Source organism: Anaeromyxobacter dehalogenans 2CP-1 (assembly GCF_000022145.1).
Lineage (GTDB): Bacteria > Myxococcota > Myxococcia > Myxococcales > Anaeromyxobacteraceae > Anaeromyxobacter > Anaeromyxobacter dehalogenans.
This window is the reverse complement of sequence record NC_011891.1, coordinates 487,727-506,251: the sequence shown is the minus strand read 5'-3', so window position 1 is coordinate 506,251 and position 18,525 is coordinate 487,727. Positions and strand designations below refer to the sequence as shown.

Here is an 18,525-nt window from a genome sequence, read left to right as displayed (position 1 = left end):
CGCCCGGGGCCCGTTTCACTTTTGCAACGCCATCTTGCACCTACGAAATCACGCCCCGGACCTTCGAGGGATGCGGTCCCGGAGTGGCTCCGCCGGCCAGGCGGGCAAGTGCCCGGATAGAGGGCCTATCCTCCAGGGCAGGCATCCGCGACCGGGCTGGCATCGTCATTGCTCTTCGGGACAGGGAGAAGTGCAAAGCAGCCTGTTGAAGTAGGTCCCCCCCCGCCACTTCAGCTGCGCTTTGCACTTCTTTTTCTTTTCTCCCGGAAGCGTCCCCATGGCGCAGTGCTTCCTGCTCGTGGATGCGGATCGGAACTTCCGGGAGGCCCTCGCGATCGCGCTCCGGCTGGACGGGCACCGGGTCGAGGTGTGCGTGAGCGCCGACGAGGCGCTCGCGCGGCTCGCCGCGGGCGGCGTCGACTGCTGCCTGGTGGACGCCCACATGGCCGGGGCCGACGAGGTGCTCGCGGCGGCGACCGCCGCGGGCGCGCGCCCGGTCATGACCGGCCCCTACGCCGACGTGCTCGAGCAGGCCGCCCGCCGGCACCCGGCCGCCACCGCGCTGCCGAAGCCGTTCCGCGCGGCCGAGCTCGCAGACGCGGGACGCGCCGCGCAGTAGCCCGGCCCACCCACCCCTCCGCCCCCGCGGCGCGCCGCCCGGAGACGACGGCGCGGCGGCCCGGTCGCCCCGGCCGCCGCGCGTGAGGTGAGGCGTGCGCCGCCGCTACAGGATGATGGCGCTCGCCGCCTGGGCCAGCCGGACCATCGGGTCGGCCACGACGCCGAGCAGGACCACCACCGCCACCGCCGCGGCGAGCGCGATGGTGAGCGACGGGGCCGAGAGCACCACCTCGCCGGCCTCGTCCTTGGACGGCAGGAAGTACATGTAGAGGACGACGCGCAGGTAGTAGTACGCGCCGAGCACGCTGGTGAGCACGCCCAGCACGGCCAGGCCGTAGAGCCCGGCGCCCATGGCCGCCTTGAAGATGTAGAACTTGCCGATGAAGCCGGCGGTGGGCGGGACGCCCGCGAGCGAGAACAGGAACACCGCCATGGCGAACGCGAGCGCCGGGCGGCGCCGCGCCAGGCCGGCGAAGCGGTCCAGGTCCCACGCGTCGGCCGGCTCGAAGTCGCCCCGGGTCCGCCGCTCCAGCGCCCCGACCACCGCGAACGCGCCGATGACGGTGGCGGTGTAGGCCGCGAGGTAGAACAGCAGGCCCGCGAGCGCCTTGTCGCGCGCGCCCGCCACCACCGCGGAGACCACGCCCACCAGCAGGTAGCCGGCGTGGCCGATCGACGAGTACGCCAGCATCCGCTTCACGCTGCGCTGCGGCAGCGCGAGCAGGTTGCCGAAGATCATCGTCAGCACGGCCAGGGCGGAGAGCACCGTGCCGAGCGAGGTGGACATGGCGGCCGAGCCGCTCTCGGTGGCCAGGAACAGGCGGACCAGCACCGCGAACGCGGCGGTCTTCACGCCCGCGGCCATGAACGCGGTCACCGGGGTGGGCGCGCCCTCGTAGACGTCCGGGGTCCAGGCGTGGAACGGGACCGCGGCGATCTTGAAGGCGACGCCGCCGGCCACCAGCGCGATGCCGGCGAGGTACAGCGCCGAGCCCTGGCCGCGCGGCAGCACCGAGAACAGCGTCGAGCCCGACGCGCCGTAGAGCAGCGCCGACCCGTAGAGCAGCAGCGCCGACGAGATCGAGCCGAGCACCACGTACTTGAACGCCGCCTCGGCGGGCTTCTTGCCGCGCCGCAGGAAGGCGGCGAGGCAGTAGGTGGAGAGGCTCATCACCTCGACCGCGATGAACGCGATGAGGAGGTCGGTGGCCATGCCCAGCAGCACCATGCCGGCGGTGCCGAACAGCGCCAGCGCGTAGAACTCGCCGCGCTCGGAGTTGCGGGCGTTCAGCCAGCTCTGGCCCACCAGGGCGGAAAGCGCCAGGCCGGCGCAGAGCACCACCGTGACGAAGGCCGAGAAGCTGTCCACCACCGCCTGGCGCCCGAACACGTTGCCGGGCACCGGCATCCAGGCGGCGTATCCCGCGGCGGCGGCCGCGAACACCATGGTCAGGTAGGCCTGGTAGGCCCGCCGGCCCGAGGTGAGGAACACCTCGGTCATCAGCAGGACCAGCGCCCCCATCGTGAGGATCGCCACCGGGACCAGCGCGACGAAGTCCTGGGTCGGGAAGCCGCTCATGTCAGTAATTCCCTCCGGGCTGCTGGAGCGGGACCGGCGCCGGCGCGGGCAGCGGGGCGGGCTCCGCCGCCGGGGCCGGCGCGGGCGCGCGCACCATCACCGCCGGGACCGCGGTGCCGACCTGCGGGCCCTTGCCGAGGCGCGCCTCGGCCACCTGGAAGCGCTGGATGAGGCGGTCCACCGCCGGCTTGGCCGGCGCCAGGAACGGTCCGGGCAGCAGGCCCATCACCACGATCAGCGCGATCATCGGGGCGAGCACGAAGCCCTCGCGGACGGAGAGGTCCGGGAGGCGGTGGTTCTGCGGGTTCTGGTTCGGCCCGAAGAAGACCTTCTCCACCAGCAGCAGCATGTAGACCGCGCCCAGGATGACGCCCAGCGCCGCGACCGTGGCGAACACCGCCGACCCGCCCAGGCGCGAGAGCCAGGTGCCGGACAGGATCAGGAACTCGCCCACGAACCCGTTGGTGCCGGGGAGGCCGATCGAGGAGAGCGTCACGATCACGAACGCCGCCGCGATCACCGGCACGCGCTTGGCGATGCCGCCGTACTCGGAGATGAGGCGGGTGTGGCGCCGCTCGTAGAGCATGCCGACGAGGAGGAACAGCGCGCCGGTGGACACGCCGTGGTTCAGCATCTGGTAGACCGACCCGGTCATCCCCTCGGCGGAGAGGGCCATCAGGCCCAGCATCACGAAGCCGAGGTGCGAGACCGAGGAGTAGGCCACCAGCCGCTTCATGTCGGTCTGCACGAGCGACATGAGCGCGCCGTAGATGATCCCGATGACCGCCAGCACCGCGACCAGGTTGCGGTGCTGCAGCGCCGCCTCCGGGAAGAGCGGCAGCGCGTAGCGGAAGAAGCCGAACGTGCCCATCTTCAGGAGCACGCCGGCCAGGATCACCGAGCCGGCGGTGGGCGCCTCGGTGTGCGCGTCCGGCAGCCAGGTGTGCAACGGGAACATCGGCACCTTGACCGCGAACGCCAGCGCGAACGCGAGGAACAGCCAGCTCGCGGCGCCGGGCGTCACCGCCAGCGCGCGCCGGGCCTCGACGTAGTCGAACGTGCCGCCGTCGTGGAAGTACACGTACAGGATGGCGAGCAGCATCAGCACGCTGGCCGCGAACGTGTACACGAAGAACTTCACGGTCGCGTAGAGGCGGTTCTGCGAGCCCCAGATCCCGATGAGCAGGTACATCGGGATGAGCATCGCCTCCCAGAACACGTAGAAGAGCACCAGGTCGAGCGCGATGAACGTGCCGAGCATGGCGCTCTCGAGCACCAGCAGCGCGATCATGAACTCCTTCACGCGGTCGCCCACCGCCTTCCAGGCGGAGAGCACCACCACCGGCATCAGCACGGTGGTGAGCATGAACAGGAGCAGCGCGACGCCGTCGATGCCGACGTGGAACCCGATGCCGATGGTGGGCATCCACGGGACCATGAGCTCGAACTGGAACTCGGGCGCGCCCGGGCTCGCGTCGAACCCGAACCAGAGCCCCAGCGACAGCGCGAAGGTGACGAGCGAGGCGACCAGCGCCAGCGCCCGGTGCTGCGACGGCTCGTCCCGCGGGACGAGCACCATCGCGAGCGCGCCCAGGAGCGGGAGGAAGGTGACGACGGTGAGCAGGTTCACGAGCTAGCGCCCTCCTGCGCCGACCACGGTCCAGAGGATGACGGCGGCGGCGACCACCATGATCGCGGCGTAGCGCTGCACGTCGCCGTTCTGGGCCAGCCGGAGCACCGCCCCCGCGTAGCCCACCAGCCGCGCCACGCCGTTCACCACCAGGCCGTCGATGGCGAACACGTCCACGATGCGCCAGAGCAGGTAGGCGGCGGTCTTGAGCGGCTCGATGACGACCATCTGGTACAGCTCGTCCACCCGGAACTTGTCCACCGCGAGCTGGTACAGGCGCGGGAACGTGCGGGCCAGGGCGGCCGGGGCGGAGCGGAGCGCGCCCGCGTACATGAGGAACGCGACGAGCGTGCCCACCGCCGCGAGGCCCCAGGCCACCGCGAACGGCCAGGCCGGGTGCGCGCCGGCGTGCAGGTGGCCGACCTCGTGGAGCCGCTCGGTGCCGGCGGCGAACACCGGCTCGGTGTAGCGCGCGAACACCTCGGCGAGCGGGCCGTGGCCGGGGAGGCCGAGCAGCAGCGCCACGATCGAGAGGATCGCGAGCACCCACAGCGGCACGTACATGACCGGCGAGGACTCGTGCGCGTGCGCGGCCGCCGCGGTGCGCGGCTTGCCGGTGAAGGTCAGGAAGAACAGGCGCGACATGTAGAACGCGGTGCCGAGCGCGGCGAGCGAGCCGAGCACGTACGCGATCTGGCCGACCTGGTGCCAGGCCGGGTTGTGGCTGAACAGCGCGTTCCCGAGGATGGCGTCCTTCGAGAAGAAGCCGGACAGCGGCACGAAGCCGGTGATGGCCAGGGTGGCGATGCCGAACGTCGCCGCGGTGTGCGGCATCTTCTTCGCCAGGCCGCCCATGTTCCGGATGTCGGTGTCCTCGTTCATGCCGTGCATGACCGAGCCGGCACCGAGGAACAGGCATGCCTTGAAGAACGCGTGGGTGACGAGGTGCAGCACGCCGGCCCACCAGGCGCCGACGCCGACGCCGATGAACATGAAGCCGAGCTGGCTCACCGTGGAGTAGGCGAGGACCTTCTTGATGTCGGTCTGGACGAACGCGATCAGCGCCGCGAACAGCGCGGTGAGCGCGCCCACCAGCGTCACCGTGGCCATGGCGGCGGGGGCGAGCGAGAACAGGTACGCGTTGCGCGCCACCAGGTACACGCCGGCGGTCACCATGGTGGCGGCGTGGATCAGGGCGGAGACCGGCGTCGGGCCGGCCATCGCGTCGGGGAGCCACACGTAGAGCGGCAGCTGGGCGCTCTTGCCGCACGCGCCCACGAACAGGCCGATCAGCGCGAACGTGACGGCCGCCTGGTAGGTGCGGCCGGCGAACACGCCGGTCTGGATCGCCGCGGAGGGGTCCACGCCGTGCGCGATCGCGGAGAGGTCGGCGTAGCCCACCGTCCCGAAGATCGAGAACAGCGCGAACACCCCGATGAGGAACCCGAAGTCGCCGATGCGGTTGGTGACGAACGCCTTGCGGCCGGCGTACGCCTTGGCCGGGTCGGTGTACCAGAACCCGATCAGCAGGTAGCTGCAGAGGCCCACGCCCTCCCACCCGACGAAGGTGAGGATGAGCGAGTCGCCGAGGACGAGCGTGAGCATCGCCGCGACGAACAGGTTCAGGTACGTGAAGAAGCGCGCGTAGCCCGCGTCGTCCTCGTGCGACATGTACGACGCCGAGTAGACGTGGATGAGCGTGCCCACGCCGGTGACGACCATGATCATCGTCGCCGACAGGCGGTCCACGAGCAGGCCCCAGCCGATCGAGATGATCGTGCGCCCGTCGGCGCCGGTCACCTGGATCCAGGGATCACCGCGGAAGCGGAGCACGGTGCCCGTCAGCGCGTGGTAGAACGCGACCGACGAGACGAGGAACGCGCCCACCATCACGCCGATCGCGATCACCGTCACGTTCCCGCGACCGAGCCTGCGGCCGGTGAGACCGTTGACGATGGCGCCCGCGAGCGGGAACAGGATGATGGCCCACAGATAGGACTCTGCCGCAGCGGGAGAGGGTACGATCGAGGGCATAGAGTGGGGCGAAGGATTACCTTCATAGAGCCGCTCTAGCAAGGGTCTTGTCGGCCGAAAACCTCCCGGAGCATGCGGACATGACCACTCCAAAATTCGCCCCCGGGCCCGCCGGCGCGGCCTTGCGAGGGCTCCCGCGGACGGATCGGCTGGTGGAGGCGGCGGATCAGGCCGGCATGGTCGAGAAGCTCGGGCACGGCGCGGTCCTCGAGGCCGTCCGGGCCGAGCTCGACCGCCACCGGGCGGCGGTGCTGGCGGGGGACCCCTGCCCCTCCCCCGAGGCGATCGAGGCAGGGCTGCTGGACCGGCTCCGCGAGGACGCCCGCGGGTCGCTCCGGCCGGTGGTCAACGCCACCGGCGTCGTGATCCACACCAACCTGGGTCGGGCGCCGCTGTCCGATGACGCCATCGCGGCCATGGGCCGGGCGGCCCGGGGCTACACCAACCTCGAGTACGACCTGGTGGCCGGCGAGCGGGGCGACCGGTACGGTCACGCCGAGGCGCCGCTGTGCCGGCTGACCGGCGCCGAGGCGGCGGTGGCGGTGAACAACAACGCCTCGGCGGTCATGCTCGCGCTCGCCGCGCTGATGGACGCGCCGCCGGATCGGTCGGGCGGCGGGGAGGCGGGGGTGCGCCCGCTGGCCGCACCCGGCCGCGGCGAGGCGGAGCCGGGCCTCCCCGAGGTGATCGTGTCCCGCGGGCAGCTCGTCGAGATCGGCGGCGGCTTCCGCATCCCGGACGTGCTGCGCCGCTCCGGGGCCGCGCTCGTCGAGGTCGGGACCACGAACCGCACCTACCTGCGCGATCACGAGGCGGCGGTCGGCCCGCGCACGCGCATCCTGCTGGCGGTGCACCGGTCCAACTTCCGGCTGTCCGGGTTCGTCCACGACACGCCGCTCGAGGAGCTGGTGGACCTGGGCCGCCGTCGCGCGCTGTGGGTGGTGGACGACCTGGGCTCGGGCACGCTCCTCGAGACGGCGCCGTTCGGCCTGGGGATCGAGCCCACCGTGCAGGAGCGGATCCGCGCCGGCGCGGACCTGGTGTGCTTCTCCGGCGACAAGCTCCTGGGCGGCCCGCAGTCCGGGATCCTGTGCGGCACGCGCGAGGCGATCGCGCGCGTGAAGCGCCACCCGCTCATGCGCGCGCTCCGGGTGGACAAGGTGACGCTCGCGGCGCTCTCGGCCACGCTCGCGCACTACGAGCGCGGCGAGGCGCTCGAGAAGGTGCCGGTGTGGCGCGCCATCGCGGCGGCGCCGGAGGCGCTCGAGGCGCGGGCGCGCGGCTGGCTCGCGGTGCTGGGCGCCGCCGGCGCCGGCTGCGCGGTGCGCCCGAGCCGCTCCGCGGTGGGCGGCGGCTCGCTGCCCGAGGTCACCCTCCCCACCTCCGTCCTCGCCCTCCCCGGCCCGCCGGACGCGCTCGCCGCCCGGCTGCGCCGCGGGGAGCCGCCGGTGGTCGGCCGCATCGAGGAGGATCGCGTGGTGCTCGACCCGCGGACCGTGCTGCCGGCCGAGGACGAGGCCCTGGTCGCGGCGGTGCGGGCCGCGCTGGCCGTCTGAAGCCGGCTGCCCTCAAACATTGAATCTGTAGCCGATGCCGCGGACCGTCTCGAGGTGGCGCGGCTGCTCGGCGTCGTCGCCGATGTGGGCGCGGAGCCGGGCCACGAAGTTGTCCACGGTGCGGGCCGTGCCGAAGTAGCGCGAGCCCCACACCGCCTCCATGAGCTGCTCGCGCGAGTAGACGCGGTCCGGGTGGGTGACGAAGAACGCGAGCAGGTCGAACTCGCGGCTGGTCAGCTCGAGGGCGCGGCCGTCCACCAGCGCGCGCCGCGCGTCCAGATCGAGCTCGATGCCCCCCACCCTGCGGATCGCCTTCGGCTGCACGCCCTCGCCGCGCGCGCGGCGCCGGCGCAGCAGCGCGTCGATGCGCGCCAGCAGCTCCTTGAGCCCGAACGGCTTGCCCAGGTAGTCGTCGGCGCCGAGCTGCAGCCCGGCCACCTTGTCGGTCTCCTGGTTCTTCGCCGACAGGATGAGGATGGGGAGCTCGGGATCCTCCTTGCGGATCTCGCGGATCACCTCCAGCCCGCCCATGCGTGGCAACATCACGTCCACCACCACGAGATCCGGCTGCTCGGTGCGCGCCAGCTGCAGCCCGGTCTCGCCGTCCGTCGCGGACCGGACGGTGTAGCCCTCCATCCCGAGGTTGAGCTGCAGGCCCCGCAGGATGGAGGGGTCGTCCTCGATCACCAGGATCCGCTCAGCCATGGGCCCCTCCGGCCACCGGCAGCGCGATGCGGAACGTCGCGCCGCACCCGGGCTCGCTCTCCACCGACACCTTGCCGCCGTGCCCGACCACGATGTGCTTCACCATCGCCAGGCCGAGCCCGGTGCCCTCCACCGTGCGCCGGAGCGGGTCGGAGGCCCGGTAGAACTTGTCGAACACGTGCTTCTGGTCGCGCAGCGGGATCCCGGGCCCGTTGTCGGTCACCGCGATGGTCACGGTGGGCCCGCTCGCCACGGCCGAGAGCCGGATCCGCTTGTCCGGCCCGGTGTACTTGAACGCGTTGTTGAGCAGGTTCAGCACCGCCTCGACCAGCGCCGAGCGGTCCGCCATCACCGAGGGCAGCCGCGGCGGGAGGTCCCGCTCCAGCTGCACCGGGTGGTGCAGCAGCTGCGGCTCGAACGCCGCCAGCGCGGCGTCGAGCACCGGGCCGAGGGGCTGCCGGGAGAGCTCGTAGACGCGCCGGCCGGACTCCATCCGCGCCCAGTCGAGCAGGCGGTTGATGAGGCCGGAGAGCCGCGCGGTCTCCTCGGCGACGATCTCGAGCGCCTCGCGCTGCCGCTGCGGGTCCTGCAGGCGGCCGAGCTGGAGCGTCTCCACGAACATGCGGATCGAGGTGAGCGGGGTGCGGAGCTCGTGGCTCACCTTGTTCACGAAGTCGGTCTGCAGCTTCGCGACCCGGGCCTCGCGGAACAGCACCGCCAGCGTGGCCGCGCTGCCGATGATGGTGGTGCCGACCAGCGACACGATCAGGATGCCGAACAGGTAGTCCCGGGCCACCGAGCCGTAGACGAGGATCAGGATCCCCACCGTCAGCATGAGCGCGGCGGGCACGAAGACGAAGCCGATGATGAGCGGAAGGACGTGGCGGAGCTTCAAGGGGCCCTCTGGCGCGGCATCTTAAGCCGACCGCCTGCCCGACGCCTCCGTCTCCGGCCTCCCCGGCTGGCGGGGGAGCGGGCGGGCGGAGGGCGTCGCCCGGGGGCCCCGGCGGCCGGCCGCGGTCCGGAGCGGCGGCACGCATTGGCCGCCCGCGTCAGGTCGCGATTGGCGCGCGCGAAATGGCTGCGAGAGATCTGCGCAATCCTGTCGGCGCCGGGGCCATGACCACCCGCCGCCCGGCCGCCACGCCGGGCGCTCCGGTGCGTGCACGGCCGGGCGCGCACCGCGCCGTGGCCACTCCGGGTTTCGCCTCGATTGCCTGGCTCGGGAGGGAACGCGCCCGCGCAGCGCCGCGCGATTGCGCGCATGCGGCGCAATGCCCGCGGCGGATCGCCGCGGGGCGCCCGCCGTGACGATCGCGCCAAAACGCCGCGAGATCAGGGCTCGTACGCGGTCCGCGATCCGGCCGCCGGCCATCCCGTTGCGGCCGATCACGGTTGATTGCGGTCATCCGAAGCGCACATCCAGATTGCTGCCAGGACAAAAGCGCCCACCCCCATCTCGCCGACCCGGGCACGATGCCGCAGGTCCGAAGCGCACGGAATCCCGATGGATTGTGGAGGCGACGCGGATCGCCGACTGAAAGATGGACAATCGTCTGGCCAATCCGTTTCGCCTTGGTAGACTCGCGCCGCGATCGGATTCGGGGGCGATATTGCCCTATCCACGCTTGGGAGCTTCACGCCATGCAAAATGTCATGCGGTACAGCGGCGCGCTGTTCTTCGCCGGCGTGCTCGCGCTTGCTGGGTGCAAGGGTTCTGACGGCGACGTCGGTCCCCAGGGTCCTGCCGGCCAGGATGGCCAGCCCGGCCAGCCCGGTCAGCCCGGCCAGCCGGGCCAGGACCTCACTGCCACCGCCAAGCCCGAGTCGTGCTCGGTGTGCCACGGCTCCGCCGGTGGGCAGCACCAGGCCATCTACAACAACTTCTCCGACGGCCTCGACCCGGCCACCTCCAAGCTGCAGATCTCCAACATCACGGTCGTGAGCGTCGCGGGCACCGCGGCCGGCACGTTCGACTCCACGCTGACCTTCAACGTGACGGTCGACGGCCAGCCGTACACCGCCGGGATCGCCGCGCTGAAGCAGAAGCGCTTCACGGCGACGCAGTTCGACGTGGCGACGAACACCTTCACGACCGACACGGCCTTCAGCTGGGGCACGCCGACGCACGTCGCGAACGGCCAGTACACGGCCACCAAGACGGGCGCCGCCTTCGCGCCCGAGACGTCGAACGCGTTCGTGTACCTGTACCTCGGCGACAAGCTGATCCTGCCGGCCGAAGGGCACTACAACCTGATGGACAACGTGGCCAGCGCCGGCGTGACCTACGGCACCTGGTCGTACACGTCGGTCGCGAACGTCGCCGGCTGCGAGAAGTGCCATCCGGCGCCGTACGCGAAGCACGGCTACCGCCAGGCGACCGTCAACGGCCTCCAGGACATGGTGGCCTGCAAGGCCTGCCACACCGACCAGCGCGAGGGCACGGACTTCGTGTTCCAGATCCTCGGCGACGACCCGGCCGCGGCCGCCGCGCTGACGACGGACGCCTCGGGTGAGACGATCTACAGCGCCGACCAGATGACGAAGTACGCCTACACCGCGACCATCGTGAACGACACGCACATGTCGCACGCGATGGAGTTCCCGTACCCGCAGTCGATGGCGAACTGCGTGACCTGCCACGAGGGCAAGCTCGAGCTGATCCTCACCGACGCGAACTTCACGGTGAAGACCTGCAAGAGCTGCCACCCGGTCACCGGCACGGGCGCGAACGCCCCGGCGCTGAAGGACGTCGTCAGCGTGATGCCGTACCACCCGACGGACTTCTACGCGACGCAGGTCGCCTGCAACGACTGCCACAAGGCCGGCGGCATGGGCCCGGTGTTCAGCCGGATCCACACCGGCTACAACAAGGCGATCTACAAGGACGCGGCCACGAAGTACGCGACCGCCATCACCTCGGCGGTGTCCTCGGCGACGTTCGACAGCGCCACGAACAAGCTGACGGTGAAGTTCACGGTGACCGGCGCCGACGCCGACGCGCTCGTGAAGCCCACCGTGGTCGCCGGCCTGTACGGCTACGGCACGAAGGACATGTACGTCAGCGGCCACAACGGCCAGGCCGACGGCACCCGCAACCTCGAGTGGTCCGAGGGCGCGGTCCAGCGCGGCGACCCGACCAAGTCGGCCAACAGCAACCGCCTCACGGTCACCCCGGCCACCGCGGCCGCGGGCCAGGCCGAGTGGACGGCCGTCGCCGACCTGACGCTGTGGGCGAACCTGATCGCCGACGGCACGGTGCAGAAGGTGGAGATCGCCTTCCTGCCGGTCCTCGGCCTGGACCAGGGCGCGGCCGTCAGCGCCACCAACGCGGCCATCGCGGTCGCCGGCAAGAGCGTGACGTTCGACCTCGCCGCCAACGCGATCGTCCCTGACGCCGACGCGTACGGCAAGGCCATCGTGAGCACGTCGAAGTGCAACGCGTGCCACGAGTCGCTCGGCACCACGTTCCACAGCCCGTCGTACGGCAGCGCCGGCGTCGTCGCCTGCCGCATCTGCCACACGCCGCGCGACGGCGGCTCGCACCTCGAGATGCAGTCGCGGTCGATCGACTCCTACGTCCACGCCATCCACTCGTTCCAGGTGTTCGACGTGGCCGGGATCGACTTCGCGAATCCGGTCGAGAAGATGGAGTACGAGCACCACATCGGCTCCGCCTACCCGAACTTCACGATCCTGAACTGCAAGTCCTGCCACGAGGACGGCACGTTCGAGGTCCCGGATCAGACGAAGTCGCTGCCCGGCGTGTTCTCGAAGGCCGCGGCCAACACGAGCTGGGATCGCACCATCGGCGCCGTGCCGATGTACGTCTCCGGCCCGGCCAGCCGTGCCTGCGGCTCGTGCCACCGGTCGCAGGACATCAACGCGGACGCCGCGGGTGACCTCGCGTCGTTCAACCAGCACGCGGCCACGTTCGGCTTCCTGCTGGAGACCTCGTCGGCCACCGCCGGTGCCGACTACGAGGCCGCCATCGCGAAGATCTTCTCGATCTTCAACTAGCGGCGAAGGCGGGGCGGGCTCCGGCCCGCCCCGCTCACGCGACACCCCGTAGCACGCGAGGCGAGCCGGCACCCCCGGCTCGCCTCGCTCGTTCCGGGGCCGCCTGCGGCGCCGGGCGCTAGCCGCCGTGGAACGGCCGGCCCGCCCGGCCCAGCTCGGCGAGCAGCGGCGCCGGCTCGAAGCGCTCGCCGTGCCGCGCGCGGAGCCGCTCCAGCCGGTCGAGCAGCGCCTTCGTGCCCACCGCGTCGGCCCAGCGGAACGGCCCGCCGCGGAACGGCGGGAAGCCGAGGCCGAACACCGCGCCGACGTCGCCGTCGCGCGCCGAGCGCAGGATGCCCTCGCCCAGGCAGCGGATCGCCTCGTTGACGAGCTGGAGCACCAGCCGCTCCTGGATCTCGTCGGCGGCGACGCGCCTGCGGCGGCGGCCGCCGGGCAGCAGGTCGTAGACGGTCTCGTCCACGCGCTTCTCCTTGCCGCCGTAGGTGTAGAAGCCCTTCCCGTTCTTGCGGCCCAGGCGCCCGGCCTTCACCACGTCGTGCAGCGCCGCGGGCGGCGCCATGCGCGCCCCGAACGCCTCCTGCAGGATCTTCCCGACCTTGTCGCCGACGTCGATGCCGACCTCGTCGAGCAGCGTGATGGGGCCCACCGGGAACCCGAACGCCACCAGCGCGTGGTCCAGGTCCTCGACCGCCGCGCCGTCCACCAGCAGGTGCGCGGCCTCGTTCATGTACGGCGCGAGGATGCGGCTCGTGTAGAAGCCGGGCCCGTCGCGCACCACGATCACCGTCTTGCCCTGCTTCTTGCCGAGCGCCACCGCGGTGGCGGTCGCCTCCGGCGCCGTGCGCGGCGTGACGATCACCTCGAGCAGCGGCATCTTGTGGACCGGCGAGAAGTAGTGCATCCCGAGCACGGTCTCGGGGTGGCGCGACGCCTCGGCGATCCGGCCGATGGGGATGGACGAGGTGTTGGACGCGAAGATGCCGGTCGGGTTCACCGCCTCGAACGCGCGCACCATCTCCTGCTTCAGGGACAGGTCCTCGAACACCGCCTCCACGAGCACGTCCACCCGCTCCAGGCCGGACCAGGCGGTGGTGGTGGTGAGCAGGCGCAGCTTCTCGGCGCGCTCCAGCCGGTCGATGGACCGGCGCTTCACCCGCTCGTCGAGGACGCCGCGCACCGCCGCCACCCCGCGCGCCGCCGCCGCGTCGTCCCGCTCGCGCAGGCGCACCGGCAGGCCGGCGTTCACGGTCACGTAGGCGATCCCGCCGCCCATCAGGCCGCCGCCGAGCACGCCCACCGCGGAGACCGGGCGCGCCTTCACGGCGGGATCGTCCACCCCGTTGTCCTTCTTGAGCGCGGTGGTGGCGAAGAAGATCTCCATGAGCCGGTGCGCCTCCGGCGTCATGGCGAGCTTCCCGAACAGCTCCGCCTCCTTCTCCAGCCCCTTCTCGAACCCCTTCGCGTACCCGTGCTCGATGGCCTCGAGGGCGCGCAGCGGCGCCGGGTAGTGCCCCTTCGTCTTCGCGAGCGTGAGCTTCCGCGCCTGCCGGAACAGGACCTCGCGGCCGAGGAAGTTCTCCTCCAGGGCGGCGCGGGTGACCCGGGCCACCGCCCCGGCGGCCCGCCGCGGCGCGCGGCGCAGCTTGCCCGAGGCGAGCGCGGCGGCGCGCTCCTGCGCCACCTGCCGCAGCAGCGGCGGCGGGACCGCCTCGTCCACCAGGCCGAGCTTCAGCGCCTTCCTCGCCTTCACGGTCTTGCCCGCGAGGATGAGGTCGAGCGCCGGCTGGATGCCGATGAGCCGCGGGAGCCGCTGCGTCCCGCCGCCGCCCGGGATGAGGCCGAGCTGCACCTCGACCAGGCCGAGCGAGGTCTTCGGGTGGTCGGTGGCGATCCGGTAGTGGCAGGCGAGCGCCCACTCCAGCCCGCCGCCCAGGCAGGCGCCGTGGATGGCGGCCACCACCGGCTTCCGGCAGCGCTCCACCCGGTCGAACAGCGACTGGCCGTCGCGCGACAGCCGCTCCGCCTCGGCGGCGTCCTTCGCGTCCTGCATCAGCTCGACCTTCGCGCCGGCCACCCACACGTCGGGCTTGCCGCTCGCGACCACGACGGCCTTCACCGCCTCGTCCTTCTCCAGCCGGTCGAGGTGGGCCGCGAACTCCCGCATCGCCTCGGGGTGCACGGTGTTCACGCGCTCGCCCGGCTCGTCGAGCACCAGCGTCGCCACGCCGCCGGCGACCTCCACGCGGAAGTACCTCGACGCGCCCTGGCCCGCCGTCATCGCCTCAGCCGACATCATGCGTCCTCCGTGCACGCCGGCGCGCCGCCGCGGGGCGGGCGCCGGGGGCGAGTCACTCCCGCTCGAGCACCACCGCCGCGCCCAGGCCGCCCGCCGCGCACACCGTGATGAGCGCGTGCTGCCCGCCGCGGCGCCCCAGCTCGCGGAGCGTCTGCAGGATCATGCGCGCCCCGGTGGCGGCGAACGGGTGGCCGAGCGCGATCGAGCCGCCGTTCACGTTCAGCTTCGCGGGGTCCACCTCGCCGAGCGGCTCCGACCGGCCCAGCTCGCGCTCGGCGAAGTCCTTCGAGGCGAACGCCTGCAGGTTCGAGAGCACCTGCGCGGCGAAGGCCTCGTGCATGTCGACGAGGTCCATGTCGGCGAGCCGGAGCCCGGCCCGCTCCAGCGCCACCGGCGCGGCGTAGGCCGGCCCCTGCAGCAGCTGGTCGCGCGGGTCGAGCGCGGCGTAGGCGTAGGCCTTCAGGAAGCCGAGCGGCTTCATCCCGAGCGCCTTCGCCCGCTCCTCGCTCATGATCACGAGCGCCGCCGCGCCGTCGGTGAGCGGCGAGGCGTTGCCGGCGGTGATGGTCCCGTACTTCCGGTCGAACACCGGGCGGAGCTTCGCGAGCGCCTCGACGGTGGTGTCCTTGCGGACGATGTTGTCGCGGGCCGCCACGTGATCGTACCGCGGCGGCACCGGAACGTGCATGACCTCCTCGTCGAAGCGGCCCGCGTCCCAGGCCTCGGCGGCGCGGCGGTGGCTCTCGTACGCGAGCCGGTCCTGCGCCGCGCGCGAGATGCCGTTCACCTGCGCCATCCTCTCGGCGCTCTCGCCCATGGTGAGCCCGGTGGTGGGCTCCTTCAGCGCGGGCGGCGTGGGCGTGAAGTCCTTCGGGCGCAGGCCGGCGAGGATGCGGGCGCGCTCGGCGAGCGTGCGCGCGCGGCTCAGCTCCACCAGCGCCTGCGCCAGCGGGCGCGAGGCGAAGATGGGCGCGTCCGAGACCGACTCGGCGCCGCCGGCGATGGCGCAGTCGGAGTGGCCGAGCCGGATCTGGTCGGCGGCGTCGGTGGCCGCCTGGATCGAGGTCGCGCAGGCGCGCGCCACGGTGTGCGCCTGCACGCTCCGCGGCAGTTGGGTGCGCAGGACCATCTCCCGGCCGATGAGCGTGACCGTGGGCGAGGGGATGACCTGGCCGAAGATGACGGAGTCGAACGCCTCCGGCGGCAGCCCGCTCCGCACCACCAGCTCGTTCACCACCAGCGCGCCGAGGTCGGTGGCGGAGAGGTCCTTGAAGTCGGTGCCCGCCTTCACGAACGGCGTGCGAAGGCCGGCCACGACCGCGGCCCGCCGGCCGGGCGGAGGAGAACCGTTCATGCCCATGAGCGCAGCTCCGGTTGACTCGGGAATCGGTCGGTTGCCTGGCCAGATTTAGTGAGCATGGCGCGAAGCGTCAACCAAGGACCGCTGCTCCCCCCCGGGGATTCGGGGTGCGGGGATGGAGCCGGCAGGCGCCCTTGCGCACGTCAGGGGGGCCGGGCACGATTGATCCATGAGGCGTTCCCGCCAGCTGAAGCCACTTTCGAGCGAGCACCACCAGGCGATGCTGGTCGCGTTCCAGCTCAAGATGGGGCTGGCCGGCCACCCGGAGAGCGCGGGCGCCCCGAAGGACCTGCCGGGGCTGCTCGCCCTGGCGCGGCGCTTCGACGAGCAGGTCTTCCGGACCCACAGCCGTACCGAGGAGGACGTGCTCGGGCGGCACCTCACCGGCGCCGACCTCCACCGGCTGGGCTCGGAGCACGCCGAGCTGACGCGCCTGCTCGAGAGCGCGCGCACGGCGCGCCCCCAGGAGCTGCGCGCCGCGCTCACCGCGTTCGCCGAGCTGCTGGAGCGGCACGTGCGCTGGGAGGAGCGCGAGGTCTTCCCCTACGCGGAGGACCACGTGGACGAGGCGACGCTCGCCACCATCGGGGGCGAGCTGGAGCTCCGGCTGGTCCTGGCGCGCACCGAGGCCCGCGGCGCCCAGCGCCGCTGAGACCCCCGGCGCGGCCGCTACTCCGCCTCGGCCGCGCCGCCGCTGCGCGCCACGTCCTCGCTCTTGATCTTGCCGGGATCCATCCCCTGGGTCCGCTTCGTCATCTGCGCGAACAGCTCGTCGAACGGCGGCGCCGCGCCCTTCATGAACCGGAGCGGGTTCACCCGGGCCACCACGAAGTTCTTGAGGTAGGGCGAGTCGAACCCGCGCGCCTTCAGCCGCGCCACCGCCTCGCCCACCGCGTCGTCGAACGCGAGCAGCACCGCGGCGCGCCGCTCGCGCTCGGCCAGCGCCCGGGAGAGCTTCTCGTCCGAGAGCGCGTCGACCTTCCGCAGGATGGGCGCGTAGGCGCCGCCGGAGAGGCGCGGCCGCTGCTCGTACGCGAAGCCGAGCGTGACGAGCGCTGGCTCCTCGAACTCGAGCGCCATCTCGCTCTCCCTGGGATCGAGCGCGCCGGCGAGGTCGCGGTACATGCGCACCACCTCGAGCGCCTTCTCGCGGAGGTTGTGCGCCTTCTCGATGTTGAGCGCGAGGATCTGGTACGCGACCTCGCGCTCCGGCACGAGCAGCGCCAGCACCGTCCGCGCCCCGAGCTCCTTCAGCGCGGTGAGCCGGTGGCCGCCGTTCGGCGTGAGGTACCGCTCGCCCTCGCGCACCGCGACGATGGGGTCGAGGTACCGGCGGGTCTTGTCCATGGCGAGCGTGAGCTTGCGCACGTGCGCGTCGGAGACGTCGCGCTGGAACGCGGTGCGCTCCACCTTCTCGACCGGCAGCGCCACGAACAGGAGCGGGTGGCCGCCCAGCGGCTCGCGGTAGGCCGCCAGCACCGCCCCGCCGTCCGCCTCGACCGCCTGGGCCAGCGCCTCGAGCTCCGGCGGCCGCTCCGCGAGCGCCACCTGCTGGGCGCCGAGCTCGGTCGGCTTCAGCGTCACCCCCTTGCGGGCGCGGGGACGGCCGGTCTTGGTGACCGGGCGCTTCTTCTTCGTGGCGGCCATGAACCCATGGTAACCGGCCGCGCGACACGGGGGTTGCTCCCGGGAGGTCCGGGCCGCAATATCTCGCCCCCGTGATCCAGGTCCGCGCCCTCGCCAAGCACTACCGCGTCGCCCGGCGCCCCCCCGGCCTCGCCGCCGCGGTGCGCGCGCTGTTCCACCGCACCTACGAGACGGTGCGCGCGGTGGACGGCATCGACTTCTCCGTCGGTGAAGGCGAGCGCGTCGGCTTCCTGGGGCCGAACGGGGCGGGCAAGACCACCACCCTGAAGATGCTCTCCGGGCTGCTGCACCCCACCGCGGGCGACGTCACGGTGGCCGGGCACGTGCCGCGCCGCCGCGAGCCGGCGTTCCTGAAGGCCATCACGCTGGTGATGGGCCAGAAGCAGCAGCTGATCTGGGACCTGCCGCCCGCCGAGACGTTCGAGCTGAACCGCGCCGTCTACGACATCCCGCGCGACCGGTTCCAGGAGACGGTGGCGGAGCTGACCGAGCTGCTCGAGCTCGGGCCGCTGGTGCAGAAGCCCACCCGCCAGCTCTCGCTGGGCGAGCGGATGAAGTGCGAGCTGGCCGCGGCGCTCCTGCACCGGCCGCGCGTGCTGTTCCTGGACGAGCCGACCATCGGGCTCGACGTCTCCATGCAGGCCACCGTGCGCCAGTTCGTGAAGGCGTACAACGAGCGCTACGGCGCCTCGGTGATCCTGACCAGCCACTACATGGAGGACGTGCTGCAGCTCTGCCCGCGGGTGGTGGTCATCGACCACGGTCGGATCATCTACGACGGCGACCTGCGCGCGCTCGCGCACCGGATGCGCCCGGACAAGCGGATCGTACTGCGGCTCGCGACCGGCAACGGCGCGGGGCCGTCGGGCGGGGACCTGGCCCGCTTCGGCCAGGTGGTGTCGGCCGAGCCCGGGAGCGCCACGCTGCAGGTGGCGGCCGAGGAGGTCTCGGCGGTGGTGGCGCGCCTGCTCGCGGCCATGCCGGTGACCGATCTCACGGTGGAGGACCCGCCGCTCGAGGAGGTCTTCTCCGAGCTGTTCCGCGCCTCGCGCCGCGCGGCGGAGCCGGCGAAGTAGC

General features: G+C 72.3%; 13 protein-coding genes. 5 read left to right on the top strand and 8 right to left on the bottom strand.

From position 1 onward, the window contains the following. The first annotated feature begins 277 nt into the window (after nucleotides 1-277). The gene (locus A2CP1_RS02205) at nucleotides 278-619 is read left to right on the top strand and encodes a response regulator (RefSeq protein ID WP_012631855.1); all 342 of its coding nucleotides are present in this window, start codon (nucleotides 278-280) and stop codon (nucleotides 617-619) included. A gap of 105 nt (nucleotides 620-724) precedes the next feature. Here A2CP1_RS02205 and A2CP1_RS02200 read toward each other — a convergent pair whose 3' ends face one another. From A2CP1_RS02200 to nuoL, 3 genes are read right to left on the bottom strand one after another with little or no spacing between them, the layout of a single operon-like run. Then, on the bottom strand, nucleotides 725-2,200 hold the full coding sequence (locus tag A2CP1_RS02200; protein ID WP_012631854.1) for an NADH-quinone oxidoreductase subunit N: 1,476 nt from the start codon (nucleotides 2,198-2,200) through the stop codon (nucleotides 725-727). A gap of 1 nt (nucleotide 2,201) precedes the next feature. Then, nucleotides 2,202-3,830 (bottom strand): complex I subunit 4 family protein, encoded by a 1,629-nt coding sequence (locus A2CP1_RS02195; protein ID WP_012631853.1) that lies wholly within the window; start codon nucleotides 3,828-3,830, stop codon nucleotides 2,202-2,204. 3 nt (nucleotides 3,831-3,833) lie between these two features. Beyond that, complete coding sequence (gene nuoL, locus A2CP1_RS02190; RefSeq protein ID WP_012631852.1) at nucleotides 3,834-5,864, bottom strand: NADH-quinone oxidoreductase subunit L; 2,031 nt, start codon at nucleotides 5,862-5,864, stop codon at nucleotides 3,834-3,836. An 80-nt stretch (nucleotides 5,865-5,944) separates the two neighbouring features. Between nuoL and selA the strand changes: the two genes are divergently transcribed. After that, on the top strand, nucleotides 5,945-7,420 hold the full coding sequence (gene selA, locus A2CP1_RS02185; protein WP_012631851.1) for an L-seryl-tRNA(Sec) selenium transferase: 1,476 nt from the start codon (nucleotides 5,945-5,947) through the stop codon (nucleotides 7,418-7,420). 12 nt (nucleotides 7,421-7,432) lie between these two features. Here the strand turns inward: selA and A2CP1_RS02180 are convergent, their stop codons facing one another. Continuing rightward, a complete protein-coding gene (locus A2CP1_RS02180) occupies nucleotides 7,433-8,125 on the bottom strand; it encodes a response regulator transcription factor (RefSeq protein ID WP_012631850.1) in 693 nt (230 codons plus the stop codon). After that, nucleotides 8,118-9,020, bottom strand: coding sequence for a sensor histidine kinase (locus A2CP1_RS02175; protein WP_012631849.1), 903 nt, complete (start codon nucleotides 9,018-9,020; stop codon nucleotides 8,118-8,120). The genes A2CP1_RS02180 and A2CP1_RS02175 overlap by 8 nt, the downstream gene beginning before the upstream one ends. 749 nt (nucleotides 9,021-9,769) lie before the next feature. On the opposite strand from A2CP1_RS02175, the gene A2CP1_RS02170 reads away from it, so the two are divergent. Next, nucleotides 9,770-12,145: a multiheme c-type cytochrome gene (locus tag A2CP1_RS02170; protein ID WP_012631848.1), complete on the top strand. Its 2,376-nt coding sequence runs from the start codon at nucleotides 9,770-9,772 to the stop codon at nucleotides 12,143-12,145. Between the two features lie 118 nt (nucleotides 12,146-12,263). On the opposite strand, the gene fadJ is transcribed toward A2CP1_RS02170, so the two are convergent. Both fadJ and fadI read right to left on the bottom strand, forming a co-directional pair. Continuing rightward, nucleotides 12,264-14,441, bottom strand: a complete 2,178-nt coding sequence (gene fadJ / locus A2CP1_RS02165; protein WP_012631847.1) for a fatty acid oxidation complex subunit alpha FadJ — start codon at nucleotides 14,439-14,441, stop codon at nucleotides 12,264-12,266. Nucleotides 14,442-14,493: 52 nt separating this feature from the next. Beyond that, a complete protein-coding gene (gene fadI / locus A2CP1_RS02160; protein WP_012631846.1) occupies nucleotides 14,494-15,801 on the bottom strand; it encodes an acetyl-CoA C-acyltransferase FadI in 1,308 nt (435 codons plus the stop codon). Nucleotides 15,802-15,970: 169 nt separating this feature from the next. On the opposite strand from fadI, the gene A2CP1_RS02155 reads away from it, so the two are divergent. Then, complete coding sequence (locus tag A2CP1_RS02155) at nucleotides 15,971-16,453, top strand: hemerythrin domain-containing protein (RefSeq protein ID WP_012631845.1); 483 nt, start codon at nucleotides 15,971-15,973, stop codon at nucleotides 16,451-16,453. A 17-nt stretch (nucleotides 16,454-16,470) separates the two neighbouring features. On the opposite strand, the gene A2CP1_RS02150 is transcribed toward A2CP1_RS02155, so the two are convergent. Then, nucleotides 16,471-17,448: a ParB N-terminal domain-containing protein gene (locus A2CP1_RS02150; protein WP_012631844.1), complete on the bottom strand. Its 978-nt coding sequence runs from the start codon at nucleotides 17,446-17,448 to the stop codon at nucleotides 16,471-16,473. Between the two features lie 71 nt (nucleotides 17,449-17,519). Between A2CP1_RS02150 and A2CP1_RS02145 the strand changes: the two genes are divergently transcribed. Then, a complete protein-coding gene (locus tag A2CP1_RS02145; RefSeq protein ID WP_012631843.1) occupies nucleotides 17,520-18,524 on the top strand; it encodes an ABC transporter ATP-binding protein in 1,005 nt (334 codons plus the stop codon). The last annotated feature ends 1 nt before the right edge of the window (nucleotide 18,525 follow it).